This window comes from Ruegeria sp. YKSD163 (genome assembly GCF_059612905.1).
Genome location: NZ_JBXWRM010000001.1, coordinates 497,717 through 523,917, shown reverse-complemented (window position 1 = coordinate 523,917; position 26,201 = coordinate 497,717). Strand labels below are relative to the sequence as shown.

22 protein-coding genes are annotated in these 26,201 nt (G+C 65.8%); 7 read left to right on the top strand and 15 right to left on the bottom strand.

Annotated features, from left to right (window positions below; genetic code table 11):
* Nucleotides 1-115: 115 nt before the first annotated feature.
* From rsmA to lptG, 5 genes are all read right to left on the bottom strand, one after another.
* Nucleotides 116-955 (bottom strand): 16S rRNA (adenine(1518)-N(6)/adenine(1519)-N(6))-dimethyltransferase RsmA, encoded by an 840-nt coding sequence (rsmA, locus tag AC2FNA_RS02530; RefSeq protein WP_496824204.1) that lies wholly within the window; start codon nt 953-955, stop codon nt 116-118.
* Nucleotides 956-1,040: 85 nt separating this feature from the next.
* Entirely contained in the window at nt 1,041-2,000 is a 960-nt protein-coding gene (gene pdxA / locus AC2FNA_RS02525) for a 4-hydroxythreonine-4-phosphate dehydrogenase PdxA (RefSeq protein WP_496824202.1), read from the bottom strand.
* A gap of 4 nt (nt 2,001-2,004) precedes the next feature.
* Nucleotides 2,005-3,243 carry a peptidylprolyl isomerase gene (locus AC2FNA_RS02520; RefSeq protein ID WP_496824200.1) on the bottom strand — a complete coding sequence of 413 codons (1,239 nt, stop codon included), beginning with the start codon at nt 3,241-3,243 and terminating at the stop codon, nt 2,005-2,007.
* Nucleotides 3,228-5,384 (bottom strand): LPS-assembly protein LptD, encoded by a 2,157-nt coding sequence (locus tag AC2FNA_RS02515; protein ID WP_496824198.1) that lies wholly within the window; start codon nt 5,382-5,384, stop codon nt 3,228-3,230. Before AC2FNA_RS02515 ends, AC2FNA_RS02520 begins: the two co-directional genes overlap by 16 nt.
* Nucleotides 5,384-6,481 (bottom strand): LPS export ABC transporter permease LptG, encoded by a 1,098-nt coding sequence (gene lptG / locus AC2FNA_RS02510; protein ID WP_496824196.1) that lies wholly within the window; start codon nt 6,479-6,481, stop codon nt 5,384-5,386. Before lptG ends, AC2FNA_RS02515 begins: the two co-directional genes overlap by 1 nt.
* A 232-nt stretch (nt 6,482-6,713) precedes the next feature.
* On the opposite strand from lptG, the gene AC2FNA_RS02505 reads away from it, so the two are divergent.
* From AC2FNA_RS02505 to AC2FNA_RS02495, 3 genes are all read left to right on the top strand, one after another.
* The gene (locus AC2FNA_RS02505) at nt 6,714-8,195 is read left to right on the top strand and encodes a leucyl aminopeptidase (RefSeq protein WP_496824194.1); all 1,482 of its coding nucleotides are present in this window, start codon (nt 6,714-6,716) and stop codon (nt 8,193-8,195) included.
* A gap of 4 nt (nt 8,196-8,199) precedes the next feature.
* The gene (locus AC2FNA_RS02500) at nt 8,200-8,664 is read left to right on the top strand and encodes a DNA polymerase III subunit chi (protein WP_496824193.1); all 465 of its coding nucleotides are present in this window, start codon (nt 8,200-8,202) and stop codon (nt 8,662-8,664) included.
* A 185-nt stretch (nt 8,665-8,849) separates the two neighbouring features.
* Nucleotides 8,850-9,614 (top strand): lysophospholipid acyltransferase family protein, encoded by a 765-nt coding sequence (locus tag AC2FNA_RS02495; protein WP_496824191.1) that lies wholly within the window; start codon nt 8,850-8,852, stop codon nt 9,612-9,614.
* A gap of 9 nt (nt 9,615-9,623) precedes the next feature.
* Here AC2FNA_RS02495 and AC2FNA_RS02490 read toward each other — a convergent pair whose 3' ends face one another.
* From AC2FNA_RS02490 to AC2FNA_RS02470, 5 genes are all read right to left on the bottom strand, one after another.
* Nucleotides 9,624-10,376 (bottom strand): maleate cis-trans isomerase family protein, encoded by a 753-nt coding sequence (locus tag AC2FNA_RS02490; protein WP_496824190.1) that lies wholly within the window; start codon nt 10,374-10,376, stop codon nt 9,624-9,626.
* Between the two features lie 100 nt (nt 10,377-10,476).
* Nucleotides 10,477-11,058: a retropepsin-like aspartic protease family protein gene (locus AC2FNA_RS02485; protein WP_496824188.1), complete on the bottom strand. Its 582-nt coding sequence runs from the start codon at nt 11,056-11,058 to the stop codon at nt 10,477-10,479.
* A 39-nt stretch (nt 11,059-11,097) separates the two neighbouring features.
* On the bottom strand, nt 11,098-11,718 hold the full coding sequence (locus tag AC2FNA_RS02480; protein WP_496824186.1) for a MarC family protein: 621 nt from the start codon (nt 11,716-11,718) through the stop codon (nt 11,098-11,100).
* Nucleotides 11,697-12,197, bottom strand: coding sequence for a GNAT family N-acetyltransferase (locus AC2FNA_RS02475; RefSeq protein WP_496824184.1), 501 nt, complete (start codon nt 12,195-12,197; stop codon nt 11,697-11,699). The genes AC2FNA_RS02480 and AC2FNA_RS02475 overlap by 22 nt, the downstream gene beginning before the upstream one ends.
* Entirely contained in the window at nt 12,194-14,050 is a 1,857-nt protein-coding gene (locus tag AC2FNA_RS02470) for an ABC-F family ATP-binding cassette domain-containing protein (RefSeq protein WP_496824182.1), read from the bottom strand. The genes AC2FNA_RS02475 and AC2FNA_RS02470 overlap by 4 nt, the downstream gene beginning before the upstream one ends.
* Before the next feature lie 120 nt (nt 14,051-14,170).
* On the opposite strand from AC2FNA_RS02470, the gene AC2FNA_RS02465 reads away from it, so the two are divergent.
* A complete protein-coding gene (locus AC2FNA_RS02465) occupies nt 14,171-15,370 on the top strand; it encodes a multidrug effflux MFS transporter (RefSeq protein WP_496824180.1) in 1,200 nt (399 codons plus the stop codon).
* A 126-nt stretch (nt 15,371-15,496) separates the two neighbouring features.
* Nucleotides 15,497-15,919 (top strand): nucleoside-diphosphate kinase, encoded by a 423-nt coding sequence (ndk, locus tag AC2FNA_RS02460; RefSeq protein ID WP_238903506.1) that lies wholly within the window; start codon nt 15,497-15,499, stop codon nt 15,917-15,919.
* 151 nt (nt 15,920-16,070) lie between these two features.
* Here the strand turns inward: ndk and AC2FNA_RS02455 are convergent, their stop codons facing one another.
* Complete coding sequence (locus tag AC2FNA_RS02455; protein WP_234166328.1) at nt 16,071-16,421, bottom strand: TfoX/Sxy family DNA transformation protein; 351 nt, start codon at nt 16,419-16,421, stop codon at nt 16,071-16,073.
* Nucleotides 16,422-16,587: 166 nt separating this feature from the next.
* Here AC2FNA_RS02455 and AC2FNA_RS02450 point away from each other — a divergent pair, with 166 nt between their 5' ends.
* On the top strand, nt 16,588-17,808 hold the full coding sequence (locus AC2FNA_RS02450) for a cytochrome P450 (protein WP_496824178.1): 1,221 nt from the start codon (nt 16,588-16,590) through the stop codon (nt 17,806-17,808).
* A 15-nt stretch (nt 17,809-17,823) separates the two neighbouring features.
* Here AC2FNA_RS02450 and AC2FNA_RS02445 read toward each other — a convergent pair whose 3' ends face one another.
* The 4 genes from AC2FNA_RS02445 to AC2FNA_RS02430 form a co-directional block, all read right to left on the bottom strand.
* The gene (locus tag AC2FNA_RS02445) at nt 17,824-19,194 is read right to left on the bottom strand and encodes a sensor histidine kinase (RefSeq protein ID WP_496824176.1); all 1,371 of its coding nucleotides are present in this window, start codon (nt 19,192-19,194) and stop codon (nt 17,824-17,826) included.
* Nucleotides 19,187-19,867, bottom strand: coding sequence for a response regulator transcription factor (locus tag AC2FNA_RS02440; protein ID WP_496824174.1), 681 nt, complete (start codon nt 19,865-19,867; stop codon nt 19,187-19,189). The genes AC2FNA_RS02445 and AC2FNA_RS02440 overlap by 8 nt, the downstream gene beginning before the upstream one ends.
* Nucleotides 19,868-20,030: 163 nt before the next feature.
* Nucleotides 20,031-21,467, bottom strand: coding sequence for a DegQ family serine endoprotease (locus AC2FNA_RS02435; protein WP_496824173.1), 1,437 nt, complete (start codon nt 21,465-21,467; stop codon nt 20,031-20,033).
* 94 nt (nt 21,468-21,561) lie between these two features.
* Nucleotides 21,562-21,885, bottom strand: a complete 324-nt coding sequence (locus AC2FNA_RS02430) for a hypothetical protein (RefSeq protein ID WP_496824171.1) — start codon at nt 21,883-21,885, stop codon at nt 21,562-21,564.
* 420 nt (nt 21,886-22,305) lie between these two features.
* Between AC2FNA_RS02430 and AC2FNA_RS02425 the strand changes: the two genes are divergently transcribed.
* Nucleotides 22,306-26,121 carry a Hint domain-containing protein gene (locus AC2FNA_RS02425; protein WP_496824169.1) on the top strand — a complete coding sequence of 1,272 codons (3,816 nt, stop codon included), beginning with the start codon at nt 22,306-22,308 and terminating at the stop codon, nt 26,119-26,121.
* The last annotated feature ends 80 nt before the right edge of the window (nt 26,122-26,201 follow it).

Below are 26,201 nucleotides of genomic sequence, written 5' to 3'. Positions count from 1 at the left end.
GTTTTTTGTCGCGATGCCCATGAACGCGACGACAGGCGTTTTCCTGCAAGGAAAACGCCCAGAAAATGTCCCATTTTCTGACACAGAATTTCTGCGAAATTCTGTGTCGCCCGTTTCAGCGTTCCATTTCCCGCGCCAGCGCGCAGAAGGCTTCGAGCGAGACCTGTTCGGCGCGCTCGGTGGGCTTGATCCCGGCGGCGATCAGACGGTCCTCGATATCGGGGGCCTGTCCCTTGAGCGCCGCGCGGAGCATCTTGCGGCGCTGGTTGAAGGCGGCGGCGACCACGCGGCTGAGGATCGCGGCATCGGCGGGAAAGCGCGGTTCGGGCAGGGCAGTCAGATGGACCACGGCGCTGGAGACCTTGGGGGGCGGGGTGAAGGCCTCGGGCGGCAGCGACATCACGATGCGCGCCTCGGCCCGCCATTGCGCCAGCAGCGCCAGCCTGCCATAGGCCTTGGAGCCGGGTTGGGCCACGATCCGCTCGGCCACCTCGCGCTGGAACATCAGCGTCAGGCTTTGCCAGAAGGGTGGCCAGTCGCGCGGGGTCAGCCAGCGCACCAGTAGTTCGGTACCCACGTTATAGGGCAGGTTGGCGGTGACGCGAATCGGAGGCCTCAGATGGGCCAGCGGGTCGATTTCGAGCGCATCGCCATTGATCACCGCGAGCCGTCCCGGATAGGCCTCGGCGATTTCGGCCAGCGCCGGGAGGCATCTCGGGTCCTTTTCGATGGCCAGTACCCGACGTGCGCCCTCGGCCAGCAGCCCTCGGGTCAGCCCGCCGGGACCGGGTCCGATCTCCAGCACATCGCATGCGCTCAGATCCCCGGCCTGCCGCGCGATCTTGGCGGTCAGGTTGAGGTCGAGCAGGAAGTTCTGGCCCAGCGACTTGCGGGCCGAGAGCTGGTGGTTGGCGATAACCTCGCGCAGCGGGGGCAGGGTGTCGATGGCGCTCATGATGTGTCGGGTTTAGTCGCAGCCAGGGGGGGAGTGCCAGATATTTTCCGCCTCCGGCGGGAGTATTTGGGGCGGAATGAAGAAGCTAGCCGCTTGTGGCCATGCGCTGGGCCAGTTTCAACGCCGCGATCAGGCTGGTCGGGTTGGCGATGCCTTTACCGGCGATATCGAAGGCGGTGCCGTGATCGGGCGAGGTGCGGACGAAGGGCAGGCCCAGCGTGACATTCACGCCGCGGTCGAAATCGAGCGTCTTGATCGGGATCAGCGCCTGGTCGTGATACATGCACACGGCCGCGTCATAGCGGGCGCGGGCGGCGGCGTGGAACAGGGTGTCGGCGGGATGCGGGCCGGTGAGGGTGAAATCGCCCGTGATCTCTTGCAGCAGCGGGGCGATCCAGTCGATTTCCTCGCGCCCCATGGCACCGCCTTCGCCCGCGTGCGGGTTCAGTCCGGCCACAGCGATCCGGGGATGGGCGATGGCGAACCGCTCACGCAACCCGGCGGCGGTGATCTCGATCGTTTCGCGCAGCAGTGCCGGGGTCAGCACGCGGGGGACCTCGGACAGGGCGATATGGATGGTGGCGGGCACCACGCGCAGCTGATCGCTGGCCAGCATCATCACCACCCGGTCACACCCCGCGAGCGCGGCGAGGAATTCGGTATGACCGGGATGGGCAAAGCCTGCGCCGTCGATCAGCGCCTTCTTGTTGATGGGTGCGGTGCAGAGCGCTGAGCAGGCGCCCGATTGCACAAGCGCCACGCCCCGTTCGATCGCGGCGATCACACCGGCGGCGTTGCGCGGATCGGGGCGGCCGGGCTGGGTCGGGGCGGCAAAGGGCAGCGGCAGCACCGGCAGGGCATGGGCGGAGGCCGCTACCGCCTGCGCCGGGTCGTCAACCAGGGCCACTGGTGTCTCGCCGGGCAGATGTGCCGGGTCGCCGATCCAGACAAAGGGACAGCGTTCGCGCAGCTCTGCCCATGCGGCCGCAGCGATTTCCGTGCCGATCCCTGCCGGTTCGCCACAGCTGAGCGCGATCGGGCGCATGGCGCTATTCCTCGGTGATGACGGCGTCCGCGCGCAGTTGCTCGAGATGGCTTTCGGCCAGGGTTTGCAGACGTTGCTGTGTCAGGGCGTTGGCCACATCTTCGCGCGAGGCGTCGCCGCCCAGATCGCGGGTCCGGTTGCACATCATCAGGAACAGCAGGGTCTGACCGTTGTTGCGGGTCACGGCGACCGAGGTCTCACCGGGATCGAGCTTGGCCAGTTCCAGCGCGATATCCTGCGGGATTTCCGCGGGCTTGGCGCTGATCCGGTCCAGCACCTCGACCGGCTGGCCCTTGGCCACGCCATAGAGGTCGTCGCAGGTATCGACGCGCTGGCGAAGCTCAGCCGCGGCCTTCAGCGTCTCGGGGCTGCGCCCCCCCGCCATGCGATAGGCTGCATAGTCGATCGCGGCATAGCGCGGCGTACCCACCGCCGCCTCGCGCAGGCCGCGCATCTGGAACAGCGCCACCGCGTTGGGCAGGGTGATCGGGTCCGAGATCTCGCCGGGCTCCAGTTCCAGGATCACGGGCTGCAGCGCCGGCGGCAGCTGAGCAAGCGGGATCCAGGGCATGCGGCCACCATTGCCGCGCGTCTCGGCTGCCGAGACCTGGGCCGCGGCGCTTGAGAAGGCCTCGTAGCTGGTCAGTGCGGCAATCTGCTGGGCCACCTCGTCGACCTGATCCACGGTCTGAGGGGTGATCGGAATGATGATCTCTGACAAGAGTACCTGCAAGCCGCCACCGCCGCCCAGACCCAGCGCCCGATCGATCTCGTCCGGAGTGGGACGGGCGCGCGCCAGAAAACGGGCGCTGACATAGTCGCGCCAGGCCATCTGCTTGCTGACGAAATCGCGCACTGTTTCGGCCGAGACCCCTTCGTTCTCCAGCGCCGCCAGGAACTCGTCCGTAGACAGGCGCGCGCGGGCGGCAAAATCGTCGATGCCCAGTTGCACATCCTCGGGGGCGACTTCGATCCCGGCCTCTTCGACAGCCTGCATCTTGAGCTCTTCCTCGATGAGCGCTCGGCGTGCGTCTTTCTGCGGGTCACCGGGGATGCGCAGCACCTCCATCAGGCGGATGCGCTGTTCCAGTTCGAAATGGGTGATGATGCCCTGATTGACACGGATGGCCGGGCTGAACAGGCTTTGCGCCGATACGGGGGGCGCAAACAGCGTCAGGGCCAGCGTGGCGGCGCCCAGCATGCGGGCCAGGGAGCGGGACAGGGTGGTCAGGTTTTGCTGCATGATCGCCTGTATTCTTTGTTTGCGCTCTCCACGGCAAAGCCGTTCAGGGCGATGGTAAATCCGAAATCGGTCGACGGCTCAACACTTGTCGAAGAGGTGTAGCGGCGATTGACCGAAATGTTAACCGTGACACATTCGTTTTGATAGGCAAAACCGATGCCGGCACGGGTGGCGCGGGAATCCTCGATATCGTAGCGAATATTGGCCGAGGCCGTCCAAAAGGGGTTCACCTTGTAACTGCCGTCAAACCAGAATTCCGACACCGCCAGTGCCCGGTTCTCGGCCAGATCGCGGCCCAGCCACAGATAGCTGCCGCTGACGCTGGTGCGGTCATCGGTCCAGCTGCCGCGCAGCTCGACCTTGGAGAAGTTGAGCGAGCCATCCAGCAGCCCACGCGCGGTCAGGCCCAGACCCTGGGGCAGGGTCAACTGCCCGGCCAGCAGCAGGTCCGAAGCGGTGCCGCCCAGGCCCGAGGATTTGGAAAAGCGCGGGTCCGAGGTGCTGCGGAACACCTGTCCGACGGTGGCAAAGGCCTGCCAGCCCGAGGTCGAGAAACGTGCCCAGTTCAGACCGAACACCGCGCGCTTGCCTTCCTCGCGCTGATCGTTGGCGGGAAAACGAGAGAGCGCCAGCAGGTTGCCCTGATCGAACTCGACAAAATTGCTCTCGCCATTGGGAAGCGGCGCGCCGGATACATCGCTCCAGCCCAGTTGTGCAATGGGTTCCAGGTAATGGGTCCCGGTTGCGCCGCGATAGACCATCGGATAGCGCAGGGTCAGCGCAGCGCGCGGGGCGCTGCGCAGGGTGCCGCTGGCATAGTTGCTGTCATCCCAGACCCGGTAATCGTCAACCGCAACGCCCATGCGCCAATCGGCGCGCAGCCCGCTGGCAAAGGTCCAGCTGCGCAGCCATTCCGCATCCAGCGTCGCCCGCGCGATATCGCGCCCGACAACATTGGCCGAGGATTGGCGCTGATGCGCGTGGCCATCAAAGGCAAGACGCACCTCGCCGCCAAGGCCGGTCGGGAAATACCGTTTCTCGGCATTGATGTCGAAGATCTCCGTGGGGATCTCTTCCTCGATCTCGCTGTCGCGCAGGGTCTCGTAGTGGATCAGCCCAATGCGAAAGGCGCTGTCGCGGCGGAACCGTTCGATCGAGATCTCGCTGCGCAGCCGGTCGTATTCGGGCAGGCCGTAATCGGCCAGATAGCCGTTGTCCGAGACGGTCTGTACCCCAAGCTTCAGCTTGTAATCGTCGCGCAGGTCGAACTGGCCGGTGGCAAAGACATAGCCGCGATCTTCGCCCGGGATCAGGTCGTCACGGGTATAGGCGCCCTCGATCTCGATCCGGCCGCGGGCAAAGGCCTGACGGTAGCGCAGGTCGAGCGTCTTTGTCTTGGACGAGACATAGGGAGAAACCGTCAGGTCGCGGTGATCGCCCAGGCGAAAGAAATAGGGCACCTTGATCCCGGTACCCAGCTGTGATGTGGTTCGGATCGACGGGATCAGGAACCCGGTCGCGCGTTTCAGGTTCGGGTCGGGCAGGCGCATGGCCGGAAAGTAGAACACCGGTACATCCAGCACCCGGAATTGCGCGCCCTCGAAATACAGCTGTTGTTCCAGTTGGTCATGGACCACTTTCTGTGCCCGGATCTGCCAGAGCGGCGGTTTGCCGTTCTCGCAGACATGGCACGAGGTGACCGAGGTCTTGTAGAGCTGGGTATAGCGCCCGCCGACCCGCGTCATTTGCAGCGCGGCCAGTTGCAGCTGTTGGTCGAAAACCATGCGCGCGCCGGTCAGCAGGCCGTCTTGCAGGGTCTTGTCCAGTTCGGCCGCATCGGCCAGCACCGTCGCCTGACCGCCCTGGTCGATGCGGATCGGTCCCTCGATGCTCAGCTGTCCCGACTGCCTGTCAAAGGTAATCTTTTGGGCCTGCAGGCGAATATCACCCTGGAAGGCCTCGACATTGCCCTCGGCGATCAGTTGTCGCTCGGGGGTGATGAAGACGCTGTCGGCCACAAGGATCGCGGGCTGCACCTCGGTCTGTTCCGCGGGTACAGGGCTCAATGTCTGGGCGGCGGCGGTGCTCGCCAGATGCAGGCATGCGACGCCGGACAACAGGGTGGAAAGCAGCGCCCGCATCAGCCGTCCTCCGCGTGCAGCAAGAGGCCAAAGGTCAGCAGGATCGCCGCCACCGGCGGCGCCCAGGCGGCCAGCGCCACGGGGATTTGCCCGTTCTCGCCCAGGATCTGCGCGAAATTGCGGGTGAAATAGAGGGTAAAGCCCAGCAACACCGCCGACAGAACCGCCAGCCCGGTGCCGCCGAACCGCGTGTGGCGCATGGTAAAGGCTGCGCCGACCAGCACCATTGACACCAGAAACAGCGGCCGGGCCAGTTCCACCTGCAGCCAGACCTTGTGCCGCTTGGTCGAAAAGCCCGCCTGTTGCAGTTGTTCGATGGTCTGCGGCAGGTCGTAGATCGACACCGTTTCACGCCGACCCAGACTGTCGCGGATACGCTCTTGCGTCAGCGATGTCGGCATCTCGATCCGGTCGTGATGCACTGCGTTGGCCTCGGGGTTCTGTCCCACTTTCAGGGGCCAGACCTTAGCCTTGTTCAGTACCCATTTGCCTTCCTGCAACTGGGCGCTTTCGGCGATGGTGCGCCGCTGGGCGCTGCCCTCGGGGCCAAAGCTGAGGATGGTCACGTCAAAGAGCGTCACCCCGTCGCCACCAAAGCCGGTGGCATGGATCACCGATTGGCCACTGCTATCGCCCTGGCGCAGCCACAACCCCTCTTCGCTGAGCGACAGCACCGACGGGCCGCCATTGCGATAGGTATCGGCAAGGCTCTGATACCGCACGGCGGTCGCGGCGACGATGGGGTTCAGCGTGGTCACCGCCAGCACCCCGATCACCATCGCGACCAGCACCGGTCCGACCAGCGCCCGGATTCCCGAGCGCCCGATGGCGCGGGTCACCACCAGTTCGGAACTGCGGGCCAGCCCGACAAACAGCACGATGGTCGACAGGATCATCAAGAGCGGCAGGATCTCGCTGATCGCGGCGGGGGCGTTCAGCAGGGTCAGACCGATCAACTGCCCCATGCTTACCTCGAAACCCTCGAAGCGGCGAAGTTGTTCGATCAGGTCGATTAGCAGGACAAGCCCCAGAAACACCAGCCCGATCACCAGAAAGCTCTGGATGAAACGGCGGGCGAAGTAGCGGTCCAGAATCATGCGATGCCCCGCCCTGAACCGGACCTTGCGGCGGGAATCACCTGTATCGCGCCCGGGCGCGCGCAAAGCGGCAACAGCGGCACTCTGCCGTATGGTGGCACTGCGATCCCCCCGGAACGGTCCGTCGAATGGGCCGGACCTTAATGCAATTGATCGGCGGGGAAAACTGCTATCTGGCCAAGATGCGGTGGGCAGGCTACCTCTAGGCGGACAGATGTTGAGGAGAGACCGAATGACCAGCCCCACCCCGATCCGTTTCGAGATGCCCGACCTGGACGCGATGGCCACCGCGACCGGACGCGTCGCCGTGATCGTACCGCCCGAGGGCAAGCTTGATCCGGGCGCCCGCCGGGCCAACCGGCTGACGCGCGGGGCGCTGGCGCGGCTGGTGGAAAGCGACCGGTTCGCCAAGGTGAAACCGGGGCAGGTGGTGTCGCTGGCATGGCCTGCGGGCATGGCCGCCGAGGCGCTGGATGTTCTGGTGCTGCCGCGCCGCGCCGATGCTCTGACCGCCCGCAAGGGTGGCGCTGCGCTGGCCAAACTGGCGGGGGGCAAGCCGCTGTTGCTGATGGCGGGCGGTCAGGTCCGGGCCGAGCAGCTGGCGCTGGGCATCGCCCTGCGCGCCTATGATTTCACCGCTCATAAATCCAAACCCGAGGATGAGGCTGCCGAGGCTGCTGATGCCTCGGTCACCATCGCCCACACCAAGGCCGAGGAGGTCGCCACCGCCTATGCGCCGCTGGCAGGCCTGGCCGAGGGGGTTCACATGACCCGCGATCTGGTCAACGAACCGGCCAATGTGCTGACCACCACGGAATTCGCCAACCGCCTCAAGGAGATGGAGGCGCTGGGGCTTGAGGTCGAGGTGCTGGAGGAGGACGAGCTGGCCAAACTGGGCATGCGCACGCTGCTGAGCGTCGGGCAGGGCTCCGACAGCCCGTCGAAGGTGGTGGTGATGCACTGGAAGGGCGGCGACAAGGATGCCGCCCCGCTGGCGCTGGTGGGCAAGGGCGTGGTGTTCGACACCGGCGGCATCTCGCTGAAACCCGCCGCTGGCATGGAAGACATGACCATGGACATGGGCGGCGCCGGTGTGGTCGCGGGCACCATGCGGGCGCTGGCGCTGCGCAAGGTCAAGGCCAATGTCGTGGGTCTGGTGGGCCTGGTCGAGAACATGCCCTCGGGCCGGGCCACCCGCCCGGGGGATGTGGTGAAATCCATGAAGGGCGACACGGTCGAGATCATCAACACAGATGCCGAGGGGCGGCTCGTGCTGTGCGACGTGATGTGGTACGCGCAGGAGCGGTTCAAGCCTTCGGGCATGATCGACCTTGCCACCCTGACCGGTGCCATCATCATCGGGCTGGGTCACGAGAATGCCGGCGTCTTCTCGAACGACGATACACTGTGCAACGCTTTCCTGAAATCGGCTGGCGAAGAGGGCGAGGGTGCCTGGCGGATGCCGCTGGGGCAGGCCTATGACGATATGCTGAAATCGCGCATCGCGGACATGAAGAACGTGGGCGGGCGCCCGGCGGGCTCGATCACGGCGGCTCAGTTCCTGGCCCGCTTCGTGCAAGAGGGCACGCCCTGGATCCATCTCGACATCGCCGGGGTCGCCTCGGTCACCGCCGAGACCGACATGGCGCCCAAGGGTGCCACCGGCTGGGGCGTGCTGGCGCTGAACCGTCTGGTGGACCGGCTGGCAGAGTGATCCGATGGGGGCCGCCTATTTCTATCACCTGACCCGCAACCCGCTGGAGGCGACGCTGCCGGTGCTGCTGACCAAGGCACTGGGCGCGGGCTGGCGGGTGGCGGTGCGGGGGACCGATCCGGGGCGGCTGGGCTGGCTGGACGAAAAGCTGTGGCTGGGGCCCGATGACGGGTTCCTGCCGCATGGGCTGGCAGGTGGCGCCTATGACGCCGACCAGCCGGTGTTGCTGACCACCGGCGCGGATGCACCCAATGGCGCGCGCTGCGTGATGAGCGTGGATGGCGCCGCCGTCACGCCTAATGAAGTCGCGGCGCTGGAGCGGGTCTGTATCCTGTTCGATGGCACCGATCCGCAGGCGGTCGAGGCCGCGCGCGGTCAGTGGCGGGCTCTGACTTCGGCGGGCTGCGCGGCGCAATACTGGTCCGAGGAATCGGGCCGGTGGGAGAAGAAGGCCGAGGCGGGCGGCTGAGCCTGCCGGGCCGCTCTGGTTGTTTTTCGTTGATATCTGCGGGGATCTGACCGATAGGGGCAGGGTCGCGCCTGTCGCGGTCCAAGGCGCCCAGTGCAGGTTGTGACACTGGCCCGTCGGTGCGCAAGCAATCTGTTGTCATGGCCCAATCGCCCCGCCGGGGCCTGAACCGATGGCAGGGCCAGATGACCGATACCTCCGTTTCCCGCAACGCGGCGACCGCTTCCGCGCCGGTCCGGCTGATCAAGCGTGTGGTGCTGGTCCTGTTCGGGCCGTTCTATTTCCTGTTCATCGCCTTCGTGCCGCTGCTCTGCGCCCGACGGCACGGCTTTCGCGGTTGGTATTGGCGGCTGGTCAAGCGCGCCTGTTCGCGGCTGTTGTGGTTGCTGGGCATCCGGGTCGAGATCACCGAGGCCGAGCGCGCAGCGCTGGCACAGGATCGCGACAGCATCATCGTGATCAACCATCGCAGCCATCTGGACGGGTTCGCGCTGATGGACGCGGTGCCGGATGCGAAATGGTTCACCTTTGCCGCCAAGAAGGAGCTGTGTCGCCACCCGCTGCTGCGTACCGGTTTCACCGGCGCCGGACTGGTCGAGATCGATCGCAAGAACGGCAGCTTGGCGATGGAGACGCTGGGCGCGGCGGTGCGCGAGATGCCCGCCCGCCGCTCGGTGGTGCTGTTTCCCGAGGGCACCCGAGCACACGGCGAGTCGCTTGGCCCGTTCAAGGCGGGCGCGGTTCTGGCTGCGCGCGATAGCGGTCGCAGCATCCGGCCCATCGTCATCCACGCATCAGACCGCCTGTTGCCGCGCGGTCGCTTCCTGCCCAAAGGCGGGGTGATCCGGGTCGAGGTGCTGGAGCCCTTTGTCTGCGACCCTGCCGCGCCGGTCGATGCCGATGTGGCACGACTGCGCGCGGCGATGCTGGCGGCGTTCGACCGAGCCTGAGGCGCGGCCTCAGCCCGCCAGCTGCCGCATCAACCGCCCCGGCGCGTCCGGCAGGGTCAGCCCGGCCTGCGTCGCCATGTGCCAGGCCAGCGCCAGGTTGGAACTGACCACCGGAATGCCCAGCTCTGCCTCGATCTCGTCAATCACATCCAGCGTGCGCAGATTGGTACAGCTCAGGAACAGCCCGTCCAGACCGCCGCGCCGTCCAAGGTCCAGCGCCGCCGCCCGGATCGAGGCCGGATCGATCCGCGCTACCCGCGCCTCGCTCGCCTCGCCGAAACTGAGCGTTTCGGGCGTCTCGACCCCCGCCGCGCCCAAGGCGTGCCGCACAGGTTCGGCCACCGAGGCGACATAGGGCGAGACAATGCCCAGCCGGGTGATGCCCAACGCACGCAGCGCGGCGCGCGCCGCGGTCAGCGGATCGGTGCTGGCCTGTGTTTCGCAAGCGCCCCGGATCAACTCCGCCACGCGGTCAGGTCCTATCATCGTGGCGCCCGAGGTGCAGGCATAGCCCACGGTCGAAAACGCCACCGAGGGCGGCAGCAGGCTGGCCGAGTACGGCAGATCGCGCTCCATCTGGCGCAGGGTCTCGGGCGTCACATCCGCACCCGAGGGGATGCGGGTGACATAAAGCGCCTGATCGCGGGCGGCAAAGAGGCGCTGGAAATCCTGCTCGACCGTCTCGTCGGCCTGCAACACGATCAGCCCCAGCGTGGCGGCGCTGCCGATCGGGGCGGTGAGGTCATAGGGAAAATGGGTCATCGGGTGTGGCTCCGGTCAGGGCAGGCTGGTGCCAGAATGCACATGAATGACCCGCCCGGGCAGCGCCGGATGCGTCACGCGGCGGCACGACCGCGACCGTTCAGCGGGCCAGCACCAGGGTTCCACCCGCGATCTGGATACTGCTGAACCGTTGCAGATAGTCCATACCCAAGAGCGATTCACTCATCTCGCCCTCGTTCACCCAGGCGGTGACGCCCTGATCGGTGAACCCGCCCAGCTGCACCTGGCCTAGTTTCACCGGCGCGGTGCGCACCTCGCCATTGGCGGTATAGGCGCGGCCGAAGTAGTTGAGTGCCGCTGTGTCGATGCCCAGCCGTTCGGCATCCGCATGGCTCAGCACCACCTGGCTGGCGCCGGTATCGACCAGAAAGCGCAGCGGTTTGTCCTCGACGATAAGGGTGGCATAGTAATGGCCGTCCGGGCTGCGCGGGATCTCGACCCGGTTGTCGCTGACCGACATCCGGGGTGTGCCCGCCACCGTGCCGCGAATGTCGTCCCACAGGCCCACCACCGCGATCACGCCGATGAAGATGAACAGCCAGGCCATCGCCATCTGCATGGCTTTGCCCAGGCTGGCGCGTCGCTGGCTGATGAACCAGAACAAGAGCGCCGCGACAAGCAGCATCAGGTAGATCAGGCGGGCGAAATCGTCTGCGACCATGGAGGGCCTTTCCTGTGGATGTTCCCTCGATATGGGGCGTCAGCCGGCAAAGCCAAAGGCCCTGAGTCCATCAAGGATGAATTGCACCGCCAGCGCCGCCAGCAGCATACCCAACAGGCGAGTGACAACATTCAGCCCGGTCTTGCCCAGAAGTCGCCCCAGGAGGCCGGAAATGAGATAGAGGAACAGCACCACCGCCAGCACCGCCAGCATGACCGCAATCACCGTGGCCAGACCCTCGGCGCCCGGATGCTGGCCTGCCAGCAGGATCATGGTGGCGATCGAGCCGGGGCCGGCGATCAGCGGAATGCCCAGCGGGAAAACCGAGGGGTCGGCGTGCTCCTCGGCCTCGGCCCGATCCTCGCGCCGCTTGGTGCGTCGCTCGAACAGCATGTCGAGCGCGGTGAGGAACAAGAGCACACCGCCCGCCACGCGAAAGGCGGGCATCGAGATGCCGACAAAGCCGAGCACCGCCTCGCCAAAGGCGGCGAACATTGCAAGTATCCCCGCCGCCGTCAGGCAGGCGCGCAGCGCGATGGCGCGTTTGGCACGGCTGTCCATGCCCTGGGTCAGCGCCATGAAGATCGGCGTCTGGCCCGGCGGGTCGATCACCACGAACAGCGTGGTAAAGGCGGTGATCAGAAAGGCCGTGTCGAGCATGCCCCCTCCGTCTGGTTGGTGGCGCCGAGATCGAACCGTTTGCCCTCGGCGCCGTCAAGCGCGCGCCAGGTCTGAAAGCCCAAAGCGGTGTAATAGGCCAAACCTTCGGTGTTGGTGGCGCCGATAGTGGCGTCGATATGGGCCAGCCCGGCGCGCTGCGCCTTGGCCAGCGTTTCGGAAAACAGCGCCCGCCCGATGCCGCGGCGGCCCGTATCGCCCGCCACATAGGTGCCGATGATGCCCCAGCCGGCGGGCAGGTCATAGTCGTTCTGCTCTCTCGCAACCTTCAGCGACTGAAAACCGAGGATGCGCGCGCCCTCGCAGGCCACGGCACAGCTCAGCCGGTCGGGATGGGCGATGTAATGGGTCAGAACGGTCGCGGCATCGCCCCGACGGGCACTGTTCCAGTCGGTGAGGATAGGTAGCAGTACCGCACTCATCGCGGCGGCATCCGCCGCTTCTGCCTGTCGGACGATCATGAGGCCTGCGCCGCGTCGAGTTTTTCCTGCGCGTCCAGCCACAGGGTTTCGGCCCGCTCCATCGCGTCCTTCAGTTCCGCATATTTGCGGTTCCAGACTTCGAGATCACCGACCTTGTCATCGGCGTAAAGCGCGGGATCGGCCAGTTTGGCGGCCAGTTTCTCGTGCATCTCGGTCAGCTTCTTGACCCGCTCCTCGCATTTGCGCAGCTCGGCCCGCAGCGCCAGCACCGTGTCGCGGCTGGCGCGCTTGGGCTTGGGCTTGGCCTCGGCCGGTTTGGGGGTTTCCGGCTTGTCGCGCGCCAGCAGGAAATCGCGATAGGCCTCCAGATCGCCCTCGAAGGGTTTCACCGATCCGTCCGAGACCAGCCACAGCCGGTCGGCGACAAGGGTCAACAGGTGCATGTCGTGGCTGACCAGGATCACCGCGCCGGTATAGTCGGTCAGCGCCTCGACCAGCGCCTCGCGGCTTTCGATATCGAGGTGGTTGGTCGGCTCGTCGAGGATCAGCATGTGGGGCGCGTCAAGGGTGGCGATCAGCAGGCTCAGGCGCGCCTTTTGCCCGCCCGAAAGCCGCCCCACCGCCGTTTCCGCCTGTTCGGGGCCAAGGCCGAAGCCCGCCAGCCGCGCCCGCCATTTGGCGGGCGTCTCGCCCGGGCGCAGGCGGCGCAGGTGGTCGAGCGGTGTTTCGTCCACGTAAAGCTCGTCGACCTGATGTTGGGCGAAATAGCCAATGCGCAGCTTGGGCGAGCGTGTCATCCGCCCCGCCATCAGCGGCAGCCGGTCCGAGAGCAGTTTCGACAGGGTGGATTTGCCCTGACCGTTCTTGCCCAATAGCGCGATCCGGTCGTCCTGGTCGATGCGCAGGTTCAGCCGTTTCAGGACCTCGGTTTCGCCATAGCCCGTCACCCCGCCTTCGAGATGGATGATCGGGGGCGACATTTCCTCGGGTTTGGGAAAGGTAAAGGCGCGCAATGCGGCCTCTTGCGGGCTGCTGATCGGCTGCATCCGGGCCAGCGCCTTCAGACGCGACTGTGCCTGCTTGGCCTTGTCCGCCTTGTACCGGAAGCGGTCGACATAGGATTGCAGATGCGCGCGGCGCGCCTCCTGCTTCTTGGCCATAGCCTGGGCCTGAGCCAGGTTTTCGGCCCGCTGGCGGGCGAACTGGTCATAGGGCCCCTGATAGAGGGTCAGTTTGCGATCCTCCAGATGCAGGATCGCGCCCACGGCACGGTTCAACAGCCCGCGGTCGTGGCTGATGATGATCACCGTGTGGGGGTATTTCGCCAGATAGCTCTCCAGCCACAGCGCCCCTTCGAGGTCGAGATAGTTGGTCGGTTCATCGAGCAGCAGCAGGTCGGGCTGTGAAAACAGCACCGCCGCCAGCGCCACCCGCATCCGCCAGCCGCCCGAGAAATCGGAACAGGGTTTTAGCTGTTCGTCATCGTCGAACCCGAGCCCCTTGAGGATCGAGGCGGCGCGCGCAGGCGCGCTCCAGGCGTCGATATCGGCCAGCCGGGTCTGCACTTCGGCAATGCGGGTGGGATCGGTGGCGGTTTCGGCCTCGGCCATCAGCGTGCCCCGTTCGGTATCGGCGGCCAGAACCGTGTCGAGCAAAGACACGTCTGAGGCGGGCGCCTCTTGCGCGACCCCGCCGATGCGGGCGCGGCGGGGCAGGGCGATCTCACCGGTCTCCAGTGCCAGCTCGCCCCGGATCAGGCGAAAGAGCGTGGTCTTGCCGGTGCCGTTGCGGCCTACCAGTCCGACCTTGTGGCCATCGGGAATGACGGCGCTGGCGCCATCGAACAGCGGCCGGCCCTCGACCGCGTAAGTGATGTTATCGATCCTCAACATGGGCGCGCTCATAACAGACAGGTGAGGGGGCCGCCAGCGGCTTGGGCCCGTTGCGGGGATGGTCAGGCGCAAGCGGCCGTGATAGCGCAGAGATAGCGCCCCATCCGCCGGATCCCGCCAATGCGTCCTGCCACCAACCCGCCGCATCTGATCACGCTTGTTCTGGCCACCGCGCTGGCGGTTCTGACACTGAACATGTTCCTGCCGTCGCTGGCGCATATCGCGTCGGATTTCGGGGTGGATTACGCGTTGGCGAACCTGTCGATTGCCGGATACCTGATCGTCACCGGGGTGTTGCAGCTGATCATGGGCCCCTTGTCCGACCGCTATGGGCGGCGTCCGGTTCTGTTGTGGTCGATGGGCGTGTTTGCGCTGGCCTCTGTCGGATGCGCGCTGGCCGAGGATATCTGGGTCTTTCTTGGGTTCCGGATGGTGCAGGGCGCGGTGATCGCGGGGCAGGTCCTGCCGCGTGCGGCGCTGCGCGATCTCTACCCGCCGTCACAGGCGGCGGCGCGGCTGGGGCAATTGTCGATGGCGATGGCGCTGGCGCCGATGCTGGGCCCGATGCTGGGCGGCGTGCTTGAGAGCCTGTTCGGATGGCGGGCCGGCTTCGTTCTCTATGCTGTCATGGGGTTCGGAATGTTGGCACTCGTCTGGGCGGATATGGGCGAGACCAACCAGAACCGCTCGGCCACCTTCGGGGCGCAGATGCGGCAATACCCCGAGCTGCTCGGATCTCGCCGGTTCTGGGGCTACAGCCTGTGCGCCGCCTTCTCGGTCGGGGGCTTTTATGCCTTCATCACCGGGGCGCCAATGGTGGCTGCGGCCGCGTTTGACCTCAGCCCGGCGATGCTGGGCCTTGGTATCGGTATCATCACTCTGGGGTTCATGGCGGGCAACTTCGTCACCGGGCGTATCGCGCCGCGCGTGGGGCTGATGCCGCTTATCGTGGCCGGGCGCTGGGTGGCGAGCCTGGGGCCGCTGTTGGGGCTGGTGCTGTTTATTGTCGGGCTTGGGTCGGTCTGGGTATTCTTTGCTTCGGCCATATTCGTGGGCTTCGGCAACGGGCTGACGTTGGCCAATGCCAATGCCGGGTTGATGTCGGTACGCCCGCATCTGGCGGGCAGCGCCTCGGGCCTGTCGGGGGCACTGACCGTTGCGCTGGGAGCGGCGTTGACCACGGCGACGGGCGTGATCGTGAACGCCGGAAATGCGCCCTATGCCGTTCTGGGCCTGATGCTGGCGGCCAGTTTGCTCAGCCTTGCCGCCGCGCTCTACACCCGTTGGGTAGACCTGCGCGACCCATTGGTCGAGACCTGACCGGGCAATCCCGTATCAGGTCCGGGATTTGCCATCATGGCACTTTCCTTGCGTGCCCCATCGTGCTAGGCGGCGCGCGATACATCCGGCGCGAAAGGCGCGCCGCCAGATTCAAGGAGAGCCCCGATGGCACTGGAACGTACCTTCTCGATCATCAAGCCCGATGCAACCCGCCGCAACCTGACCGGCAAGATCAACGCCAAGTTCGAGGATGCCGGCCTGCGCATCGTCGCGCAGAAGCGCATCCACATGACCAAGGAACAGGCCGGCAAGTTCTATGAAGTGCACGCCGCCCGCCCGTTCTATGACGAACTGTGCGAATTCATGTCCTCGGCCCCGGTCGTGGTGCAGGTTCTGGAAGGCGAGAACGCCATTGCCAAGAACCGCGAAGTGATGGGCGCCACCAACCCCGCCGACGCGGCCCCCGGCACCATCCGCGCCGAGTTTGCCGAGTCGGTCGGTGAGAACTCGGTCCACGGCTCGGACGCGCCGGAGACCGCCGCGGTCGAGATCGCCTATTTCTTCTCGGGTATCGAACTGGTCGGCTAAGCCGCCGGTCTGCGGACCTGAACGAACAGGAAAAGCCGCCCCGTCTTCGAGGGCGGCTTTTTCATTGGGCCGGGAGGGGGCGCTGCCCCCATCGCGCCGGGGGCGCGATTCCCCCGGGATATTTGCGGCAAGAGGAAAGCGCAGATGTGCGTCAGGATTGCGGGCGCAGATCCTCCGGGCGGACACGGACGCCCAGCGCGTCGAGCTCTGCCACCAGTTTGCTGGCCGGGGCGGGTTTGGTCGCGGCCTTGATCGCGTCGAAGCGGGCGCGCAGCTCGGCCTTTTCCTTGCCCTTGCAATCGTTCCAGGGGCGGCCTTGCAGTCCCATCACCAGCACATAATAGCCGATGAAATGCGGCTTGCTGCCAGCGGCCAGCAGCCGGGCATAGGCCGCATCGGCGCCCAGCGCGCGCAGCTCTTCGGCCGAGTGGATACCGGCACGGGCACAGGCTTCGTCCATGGCGGGGCCAAGATTGCGGATCGAGGAAACGGGATCGGTCATGGCGCCACCCTAACCTCCGCCGTTCGGCATGTCACCGGCGGGTGTCAGGGGCGGACTGCGCGCCCGCGCCGCAGGTCGCCATCTGGCATGCAGCCGCGCGCCTCTCTATCGTGTGGGCAGGCGGTGCGGGCACGACATGGCCCGAAGAACCAGAGGGAGGAATGGAATGAGCGATGGGTTAACGGCGGAGATCGGAAAGCTGGACCTGACAGCACCGCCGCCCGGGTTTCTGGAGGATCCATTTTCGTTCTACGACGCGCTTCTGGCCCATGCGCCGGTATTGCCGCAACCGGACGGCTCGGTGCTGCTCAGCCGGTATGCCGACCTGGACCGCATCTATCGCGACACAACGCTTTATTCCTCGGACAAGAAGGCGGCGTTTGGTCCCAAATTCGGGGTCGGCTCGCCGCTGTTCGAACATCACACCACCTCGCTGGTGTTCAACGACCCGCCGCTGCACACGCGGGTGCGCAAGATCATGACCTCTGCCCTGACGCCGCGCGCCATCGCGCGGATGGAACCGGGGCTGATCGAGACGGTGGATCACCTGCTGGACGCAATGGCCGGGCGCGACCGGGTGGACCTGATCGCCGATTTCGCCTCGACCATCCCGATCCAGATCATCGGCAACCTGCTGGATGTGCCGATGGACGAGCGCGGGCCGCTGCGCGACTGGTCGCTGATCATCCTGGGCGCGCTCGAACCGAAGCTGAGCGCCGAGCAGCTGGCGCAGGGCCAGCAGGCGGTGACCGAGTTCAAGACATATCTCGAGGATCTGGTGGCACGGCGCCGCGTCAGACCGGGCGATCCCGAAACCGATGTGCTGACCCGGCTCATTCGGGGCGAGGGCGCCGATCAGCAACTGTCAGAAATCGAGCTGCTGCAAAACTGCATCTTCATCCTGAATGCCGGGCACGAGACCACCTCGAACCTGATCGGCAACGGGCTGGCGTTGTTGCATGATTTCCCCGAGGAACGCGCGCGGCTGCTGGGGGATCCGTCGCTGCTGCCCTCGGCGGTCGAAGAGATCCTGCGCTTCCGCTCGCCCAACCAGCTGGGCAATCGCGAGACTGCCGCGGAGATCGAACTGGACGGGCTTCGCCTGCCCAAGGGGACCAACCTGCATCTATGCATCGGGGCGGCCAATCGCGACCCGGCGGTGTTCGACGATCCGACCCGGTTCGACATCGCGCGCAAGCCGAACCGGCATCTGGCTTTTGCTGGCGGGCCGCATGTCTGTGTCGGGCTGACGCTCGCCCGACTCGAAGGGCGGATCGCACTGGGCCGGCTGCTGGAGCGGTTTCCCGACTATCGGCTGCTGGACGGCCGTGTGCCCGGCGGGCGCATCCGGTTTCATGGCTACGCCGAGCTGCCCGCGCGCCTGTGAGCGGGCAGGGCCGGCTCAGGCACCGCGCGGCAGGGTCAGGCGCGCCTCAAGGCCCGGCGCGCGGTTTTCGGCCTCGAAGCTGCCGCCGTGCATGCGGGCGATGGCGGCAACCAGCGCCAGGCCCAGACCCGAATTGCCGCCCGTGCGCGACGGGTCGAGCGTGACAAAGGGGTCAGCCAGGCGCGACAGGTCCTCCTCGGGGACGCCGGGACCATTGTCGCGCACAGCCAGTACGATCTCCGTGTTGGTTTCGGACAGGGTCAGCGAGACCGTGCTGCCCGCTGGCGCATAACGCAACGCATTGTCGAGCAGGTTGGACAGCGCCTGCGCGAGCAGGGCCGGGTGACCGGGCAGGGTCGCCGCGTCGGCCTCGACCGTCAGGGTAACGCCGGTTTCGGCGGCGAGCGGTTCATAGAACTCGCCCAGATTGCGCGCCAGCGCAGCTAGGTCCACCGGCTCGAATTCCTCGCGCCCCAGCCCCGCCTCGGCGCGCGAGATCTCGGTCAGTTGCGAAAAGACCCGCAACAGGTGGTCCACCTCGGCCAGGGCGCGGGCGCCGTCGGCGCCGCGCTCGTCAGGGTCGCGGTTGGGGTCGGTCAGCGTCTCGACCCGCTGGCGCAGCCGCGACAGGGGCGAGCGCAGGTCATGGGCGATTGAATTCGAGGTGGTGCGCAGGTGGCCCACCAGCTCCTCGATCCGGTCCAGCATTTCGTTCAGGGTTGCCGCCATGCGGTCGAACTCGTCCCCGGTACCGCGCAGCGGGATGCGGCGGCCCAGATCGCCCGAGACGATCTCTCCGGCGGTGCGCGAGATGTCCTTGAGCCGCGAGAACACCAGTCGTGTCAGCAGCCAGCCGGTCAGCAAACTGAGCGCCAGCGCCGCCAGCAGCGCCAGCCCGACCGAGCGCAGCAGCACCCGGTCGAATTGCCGCCGGGCCGAGGCGTCGCGACCCACCAGCAGCCCCTCGCCACCGGGCAGGCGGATCGAAGCGGCCGAGACCGGCACGCTCTCGCCGGATTCGGTGCGGATCAGGTCCAGTTCGATCCAGCCGCTGCCCGCAGTCACGCCGGGAGGCCAGCGCACCAGATTGCCCGCCAGCACCGCACCGCCGCGATCGGTCAGCAGGTAAAGCGCGTCGCGCTCGCTGGCGTCCTGGCTGCGCCGCTCGATCGCGGTCAGCAGGCCGATGACGCCCAGTCGCTGGTATTCATCCGCCAGCCCCGCCAGTTCGGCGGTCACGACCGAGCGGGTCTCGCCCGCGATGGTCCGGTTGGCGGTGACATAGACCAGCGCCAGCACCGCAACCGTCATTGCCGTGCTCAGCACCATACTGAGCAACACCAGCCGGGTGCGGGCATTTCGCATCAGGACTAGCGGCTTAGCCATCGGAGATCATGTAGCCCGCACCGCGCACCGTGGTGATCAAAGGCACGTCTGCGCCCTCGTCGATCTGGCGGCGCAGTTTCGAGATGTGCACGTCAACGATATTGGTGTTGGGGTCGAAATGGTAATCCCAGACCCCCTCCAGCAGCATGGTGCGGGTGATCACCCGGTTCTTGCGGCGCAGGAAGAATTCGAGGATCTGGAATTCGCGCGGGGTCAGGGTGATCTCGCGCCCGGCGCGGGTCACCTTGCGGCGCATCAGGTCCATCTCCAGATCGCGACAGGTCAGCATCGCAGCTTCTTGCGTGTCCTGCGGGCGGCGCAGCAGCGCCTCGACCCGGGCCAGCAGCTCCTGAAACGAGAAGGGTTTGACCAGGTAGTCGTCGGCGCCCGCGCGCAGCCCCTTGACGCGCTCGTCCACCGCGCTCATCGCCGTCAGCATGATTACCGGAGTGTTCAGCCCGGCGGCGCGAACCGACTTGATCAGCGCCAGCCCGTCAAGCCCGGGCAGCATCCGGTCCAGCACCATCGCGTCAAAACCGCCATCGGTGGCATGATAAAGCCCCTCGCGCCCGTCCGCGGCACATTCCACGGCAAAGCCTTCTTCGGCAAAACCTTTGGCCAGGAACTCGCGGGTTTCGGCGTCATCCTCGACGATCAGCACACGTCGGCTCATCTCAATGGTCCTCTTTTGTGACGGATATACAGGGGCAAGGCCGCAAATGCACGTGCCGGGCGCGGATGGGACGCGCCCGGCAGATCCGGGGCCGAAAGGCACATAACATGGCCCGGATCCAAACCCGGCGCGCGGGGGCACGGCCGGGTCAGCGACCTGTGGGTCAGGTGATTTTGACCGCGAGGAAGATCTGGTTGCCGCTCCGGTTGATCAGCATCAGCGCCGGATCGGTCTTTTCGCTCTCCAGCGCCTTGGCCAGTGCTGCCGGGCTGATGGTATCGCTGCCGCCCAGCCGCAGGATCACGTCGCCCGGGCGCAAACCGGCGCGGGCGGCGGGGCCGTCGGGCGCGATATCGGTGATCAGTACGCCGCCGGTGTCGCTGTCCAGCCCGGCGCCCTTGCGGGCCTCGTCGCTCAGCGGCGAGACGGTCAGGCCCAGGCCGGGCGCGTCGGCCGGGCCGTCGGCGCTGGCCGGGATCACCTCGGCGCTGGCCTGATGGGTGCCGATGGTGACGGTGATATCCTGCGCCTTGCCATCGCGCATCACCCGGATACTGGCACGGGTACCGGATTCGGTCGCGCCCACCAGCCGGGGCAGGTCGGCGCTGCTGCGCACCGGTTTGCCTTCGAAGGCGACGATCACGTCACCGGGGCGCAGGGTGCCGTCCGAGGGGCCATCGGCCACGACCTCGGACACCAACGCACCGGTGGTCCCGTCAAGGCCCAGCGCGGCGGCGATATCGGCACCAAGGTTCTGGATCGACACGCCCAGCCAGCCGCGATCGACCTGACCGTCCTCGCGCAAGTCCGAGATCACGTGATCGACGATGTTCGAGGTGACGGCAAAGCCCAGACCCACCGAACCGCCTGAGGGCGAATAGATCACCGAGTTCACGCCCACGACCTCGCCCGCCATGTTGAACAGCGGTCCGCCCGAATTGCCCTTGTTGATGGCGGCGTCGGTCTGGATGAACTCGGCATAGGGTCCGTCCGAGATATTGCGCCCCTTGGCCGAGACGATGCCGGTGGTCACGGTCGAACTGAGGCCAAAGGGATTGCCCACGGCCACCACATCCTCGCCCACGCGGATCGCGTCGCTGTCACCCAGCGTGACGGCGGGCAGCGCCTCGCCTGCATCGATCCGCAGCAGCGCCAGATCGGTCAGCGGGTCGGTGCCGACCACCTGGGCGGTGAATTCGCGGTCATCGCTGAGGCGGACAGTGACCCGGTCGGCGCCGTCCACCACGTGATTGTTGGTGACGATATAGCCCTCGGCATCAAGGATGAAGCCCGAGCCGAGCCCCTGGCGTGGGCCGCTATCGGGCATCGGCATGCCGCGCGGGCCGCCGAACTGGTGAAAGAACTCCTCGAACGGGGTGCCCTCGAAGGGCGAAGGCTGAGCGCCGGTCGGGCGCGGCGCCGCGTTCTGGCTGGCCAGCACGGTCACCACGCTGGGGGCGACCTGTTCGACCAGATCGGCCAGCGCCGTGTCTGCATGGCCGGGCAGGGCGGTCGTGGCCATCAGCAGCGCGCCCAATGCGGGGGCGGCCGCCCAGTTGGGAAGCGAGGGGGTCAGCTTGCGGGACATGCGAATGTTCATCTTGATCTCCTGTCTCGATGTCCGGTCCGGGCCGGGTTCGGATCAGAGATAGCCGTGCATTCTGAGGTGGGGCTGAGGCAGGGATTAAGATTTCTTAATCCGCCTTCACCGATCGCAGGCGGCATGCAGGGCGGCGGATCATGCGGATGTGGATAAATTGAACTTGATTCGAGCAAATCTCACGCAGGATTGTTCCCGTTCCTTCAAAGAACTTTACCAACAGGGACGATTGATCACTGACCTGTTTACAAATATGGCGGGGAGTGGCGCGGGTGATGCCGGTGCCGGTGGTTGCGTACTGTTCTCGAAAGAGAAACAACTCCTCGGTGAGCGGCGGCGCGGCAACCGAAGCAAACCGGGGTTCTGCGGAGGAAACAAGGCCGATCTCTCCATTTGCGAGATGAGGCTTGTGAAACAATAATCAACCAAAAGTTGATATGGCCAGCCGTTCCCGGACGCTCAGGGGCGAGGCCGGATCGGAATAGGGCGAATTTTAGACCCTTTTTCGCTTTGTCCGCTTCGACGCCTCCGGTAATTATAGATGCAGCCCAACTGGGGGGGCGATGTCTGTTGGTCACGGGGGCGACCGCACAACTTGGCGTCTTGAAGACGCGGGAAAGATGCGCGTTCGCGCAACGGCTTTGAGGTCGTTTGTGGCGAAGGTTTACTCGATACGTTGCGGCGTATCGAAACAGCGCCGCTTGGCGTCGCGCCAGCTTTCTCTGCCCGACCGGGATCACAAGTGGTGCAGTCGCGACTGACCCTGTCATCGCCCGGTTAACTTAGGTTTTTCGCGTAGGGACGCGATCGGTGCAGGTGTGCCGGGAAGGAGATTGGTATGGCGACGAACTTTGACAATCCGTATTCGGCCAACCTGATTGGTCTGTGGGATTTCCGCCCCGGTGCGGAAACCAACGATACCGGCCTGGGGGACGGAATCGCGCAGGACGGCACTCCGGTGAACAGCCCCGACTTCAGCGCGGGCTGGATGTATACCGGTCAGCCGGATCAACGGATGGACGTCAATGATGGCGATGACGATCAGTTCGACCTGGATGAAGGCTCTCTGATCACCTCGTTCCGCGTCTTTGGCCATCCCGGCAGCGGTCCCTATACGGTGGTCAGCCGCGGCGCCGAGGATTCCGGTAACGTCGATGATGGCGCCGGCACCACCCCGGGCGCCGACAGCGGTTATTTCGAGGTGCGTGTGACCAACGAGGGCGTGGTCGAGGTTCTGCATCGCTCGAACGGGATCGAAGAGGTTCTGAGCACCGGCTCGAACTTCTATAACATCGGCGATGTGGTCACCGTGACCTATGCCTGGTCCGACAACGGACTCGACATGCGTGTGGAGAATGAGACCCAGGGCACCGAGACCACCGTGTCCAGCGATCAGACCGGCATGACGCTCGATGTGACCACCAACAGCGAACAGAGCTTTTCCATCGGTGCCCGCGAGGCGACAGCAGGCGATTTCGACCAGAACTTCTTTGGCGGTGTCGACTATGTGGCGGTGCTGGATGCACCGGTGATCGGCCAACCCAATGGTATCGTTGACGGCACCCCCGGCAACGACACCATCGACCTGGCCTATACTGGTGACCCCGAAGGCGACGTGATCGACGGCGGTGACGCGGTCGACCCGACCCATGGTCCCGACGATGACGTGGTCGACGGTGGCGCGGGCGATGACAGCATCGATGCGGGTCTGGGCGATGACACCGTATATGCCGGCAGCGGCAGCGACACGGTGAACGGTGAGTCTGGCGACGACCTGCTTATCGGCGATGACAATGCACCCGGCGGCGGCGCCGGAGGCAGCACCCGCGAGGTGTTCGAATGGTTCCGCGCACCCGATCCGGATGACGGCGGAGATGTGGATGATGGCGACGACCTCAGCGGCGGCTTCACCCAGAACACCGGCGGCGTCGATGTCACCTTCTCGGTTCTGAATGCCGATCCGGCGGTCACCACCGAATTTTCGACCGAAGAGCAATTTGTCGGGAATATTGACACCAACGGCCCCGCTGCGACTGACGACAGCGCCATGGAATCGGAGTTGAACGGGCAGACCAATACGGCCGGCTATCAGCTCGACTTCTCGGACCCGGTCACCAATGTCTCGTTCCGCATCAACGATATCGACGGCGACGGCCAGGCCCGCGTGCAGGCTTTTGATGTCAACGGCGACCCGATCACGGTGAACATCGCCGGCGGCCTGAATGTCACCGAGAGCGATACCGACGGCGTGCCGGGCAACGAGACCGCCACCGGCGACGGCGGCTATGCCGGGGCAAACAACGCGAATTACTCGATCCTGGTCACCATTCCGGGTCCGGTTTCGCGCCTGACCATCGAACATGCCCAGGCCGGCGCGAATCCCAGCGAAATCTCCGTCTCGGATGTCTTTTTCAATGTCCCGAATGCCGATACCGGCGCGGATGGTGATGACAGCCTGACTGGCGGCGATGGCGATGATACGCTGATCGGCCAGGGCGGCGATGACACGCTGACTGGCGGCGACGGCAATGACAGCGTCGAGGGCGGCGATGGCGACGATGTGATCGATACCTCGGGCAGCCTGTCGGGCAATCTGCCCGACCGCGGCTTCCCCTCGTATAACGGCCTGCCTGCGGTTCCGGCGGATCCGGTTGTGGACGACGATCGTGACACCGTGGATGGCGGCGAAGGCAATGACATGATCCTAACCGGTGACGACACCGACCGGATCACCGGCGGTGGCGGCAACGACACGATCGACGGCGGCCTGGATGACGACACCATCGAAGGCGGCGACGGCGCCGACATGATCGTGGGCGGCGAGGGCGCGGACTCGATCCTGGCCGGCACCGGCGACGACGTGGTCTATGGCGGTCTCGACCCGCGCTTCCCGGACAATCTCAACATCCGCGACGATGGCACCGATGGCCCCGCCGATCCCGAGACCACCAACGGGCTCGATTTCATCGATGGCGGCGACGGCAACGACACGCTGTATGGTCAGGACGACAACGACACCATCCTGGGTGGTGCGGGCGACGATCTTGTCGATGGCGGGATCGACCAGGACAGCATCGAAGGCGGCGACGGCAATGACACCCTGCTGGGGGGGCACGGCGAGGACGAGATCCACGGCGGCACTGGAAATGATGTGATCCTTGGCGGGTCCGAGGCCGACGTCCTTTACGGTGACGACGACCGCGACACGATCGGTGCCGGGATCGGCGACACGATCGAAGGCGGCGAAGGCGGCAATGACTATGACGTCGCCATCGCGACCGGACTGGCCGTGGTCGACTATGACCAGACCGATCCGACCGGCGAATCCGGAACCATCACCTATTACAACCCCGATCTGACCGTGGCCGGCACCGCCGAGTTCTCGGAGGTCGAGAACGTGCTGGTGGTCGGAAATCCGGGCGGAAGCCCGACCCCGCCGCCGGGTAGCGGCCCGACCCCGCCGGACAGCTATGACGGTATCGTTGACGGCACATCGGGCAACGACACCATTGATCTGGCCTATACCGGCGATCCCGAAGGCGACATGGTCGACAATGACGATGCCGTTCCGCCGCTGGTCGATGAACAGGATGTGGTGCTGGCCGGTGCCGGTGACGATCTCGTCTACAGCGGTCTGGACACGGACGTAGTGTTCGGCGGCGCGGGCAATGACACCGTGTTCGGCGAAGAAGGTGGCGACGCCATCGACGGCGGAGAGGGCAACGACTCGCTCGACGGTGGCGCGGGCCGCGACATCGTGTTCGGTGGCGAAGGCGACGACACCCTCTCTGGCAGTAACGAAAACCCCGACGATGGTGGTGACCTTCTGGGCGGCGGCTTTGGCGACGACCGGTTCGTCAATGTCGGTCAGGGTGAGGTCATCATCGGCGGCGAGGATGCCGACGGGCTGGACGAGGACGTGCTCGACCTGACCAATGCGGCTGCTCCCGGTGGCTCGGTCACCGTCGAATATGACGCAGGTGACCCCGAGGCGGGCACCGTGCGCTATTTCGATGCGGCTGGCGCCGAGACGGGAACCAGCACGTTCAGCGAAATCGAGACGGTCATTCTGCCTTGCTTCACGCCGGGCACCAAGATCGCGACCCCCAAGGGCGAGCGTCTGGTCGAGGAGTTGCAGGTTGGCGACCGGGTGATCACCCGCGACAACGGTATCCAGGAAATCCGCTGGGTCGGCGCCCGCACGCTGACCGGCGCAGAACTGGCCCGTGCCGGTCATCTGAACCCGGTCCTGATCCGTCAGGGTGCCTTGGGTGGGGGCCTACCCGAGCGGGACATGATCGTCAGCCCCAACCACCGGATCCTGGTGGCCAATGACAAGACGGCGCTCTACTTCGAAGAGCGCGAGGTTCTGGTCGCGGCCAAGCACCTGATCGGGCTCGAAGGGGTCGACATCGTCGAGATCTCGGAAGTGACCTATATCCACTTCATGTTCGACCAGCACGAAGTGGTACTGTCGGACGGGGCCTGGACCGAGAGCTTCCAGCCGGGCGATCTGTCACTCGCCGGTCTCGCCGATGCACAGCGCGACGAACTGCTCGAGCTGTTCCCCGAGCTGAAGACCCGGGAAGGTGTCGAGGCCTATGCCGCCGCGCGCCGCTCGCTGAAGAAACACGAAGCCCGCCTGCTGATCTGACAGCGGGCTTCGGCATCCCCGAATATGCAGCTTGAACCGCGCGGTCTCGGGGCGCGCGGGCAGGGCGGGGCGCGGTTTTC

Excerpts from the sequence above, each read along its gene's own strand:
- AC2FNA_RS02485 (WP_496824188.1), bottom strand. The coding sequence starts at position 11,058 with ATGGTCGCAGACGATTTCGCCCGCCTGATCTACCTGATGCTGCTTGTC.
- AC2FNA_RS02445 (WP_496824176.1), bottom strand. The coding sequence starts at position 19,194 with ATGGCTAAGCCGCTAGTCCTGATGCGAAATGCCCGCACCCGGCTGGTG.
- rsmA (WP_496824204.1), bottom strand. The coding sequence starts at position 955 with ATGAGCGCCATCGACACCCTGCCCCCGCTGCGCGAGGTTATCGCCAAC.
- AC2FNA_RS02440 (WP_496824174.1), bottom strand. The coding sequence starts at position 19,867 with ATGAGCCGACGTGTGCTGATCGTCGAGGATGACGCCGAAACCCGCGAG.
- AC2FNA_RS02475 (WP_496824184.1), bottom strand. The coding sequence starts at position 12,197 with ATGATCGTCCGACAGGCAGAAGCGGCGGATGCCGCCGCGATGAGTGCG.
- AC2FNA_RS02520 (WP_496824200.1), bottom strand. The coding sequence starts at position 3,243 with ATGCAGCAAAACCTGACCACCCTGTCCCGCTCCCTGGCCCGCATGCTG.
- AC2FNA_RS02495 (WP_496824191.1), top strand. The coding sequence starts at position 8,850 with ATGACCGATACCTCCGTTTCCCGCAACGCGGCGACCGCTTCCGCGCCG.
- AC2FNA_RS02465 (WP_496824180.1), top strand. The coding sequence starts at position 14,171 with ATGCGTCCTGCCACCAACCCGCCGCATCTGATCACGCTTGTTCTGGCC.
- AC2FNA_RS02505 (WP_496824194.1), top strand. The coding sequence starts at position 6,714 with ATGACCAGCCCCACCCCGATCCGTTTCGAGATGCCCGACCTGGACGCG.
- pdxA (WP_496824202.1), bottom strand. The coding sequence starts at position 2,000 with ATGCGCCCGATCGCGCTCAGCTGTGGCGAACCGGCAGGGATCGGCACG.
- AC2FNA_RS02500 (WP_496824193.1), top strand. The coding sequence starts at position 8,200 with ATGGGGGCCGCCTATTTCTATCACCTGACCCGCAACCCGCTGGAGGCG.
- AC2FNA_RS02435 (WP_496824173.1), bottom strand. The coding sequence starts at position 21,467 with ATGAACATTCGCATGTCCCGCAAGCTGACCCCCTCGCTTCCCAACTGG.
- AC2FNA_RS02480 (WP_496824186.1), bottom strand. The coding sequence starts at position 11,718 with ATGCTCGACACGGCCTTTCTGATCACCGCCTTTACCACGCTGTTCGTG.
- AC2FNA_RS02490 (WP_496824190.1), bottom strand. The coding sequence starts at position 10,376 with ATGACCCATTTTCCCTATGACCTCACCGCCCCGATCGGCAGCGCCGCC.
- ndk (WP_238903506.1), top strand. The coding sequence starts at position 15,497 with ATGGCACTGGAACGTACCTTCTCGATCATCAAGCCCGATGCAACCCGC.
- AC2FNA_RS02470 (WP_496824182.1), bottom strand. The coding sequence starts at position 14,050 with ATGTTGAGGATCGATAACATCACTTACGCGGTCGAGGGCCGGCCGCTG.
- lptG (WP_496824196.1), bottom strand. The coding sequence starts at position 6,481 with ATGATTCTGGACCGCTACTTCGCCCGCCGTTTCATCCAGAGCTTTCTG.
- AC2FNA_RS02425 (WP_496824169.1), top strand. The coding sequence starts at position 22,306 with ATGGCGACGAACTTTGACAATCCGTATTCGGCCAACCTGATTGGTCTG.
- AC2FNA_RS02450 (WP_496824178.1), top strand. The coding sequence starts at position 16,588 with ATGAGCGATGGGTTAACGGCGGAGATCGGAAAGCTGGACCTGACAGCA.
- AC2FNA_RS02455 (WP_234166328.1), bottom strand. The coding sequence starts at position 16,421 with ATGACCGATCCCGTTTCCTCGATCCGCAATCTTGGCCCCGCCATGGAC.
- AC2FNA_RS02515 (WP_496824198.1), bottom strand. The coding sequence starts at position 5,384 with ATGCGGGCGCTGCTTTCCACCCTGTTGTCCGGCGTCGCATGCCTGCAT.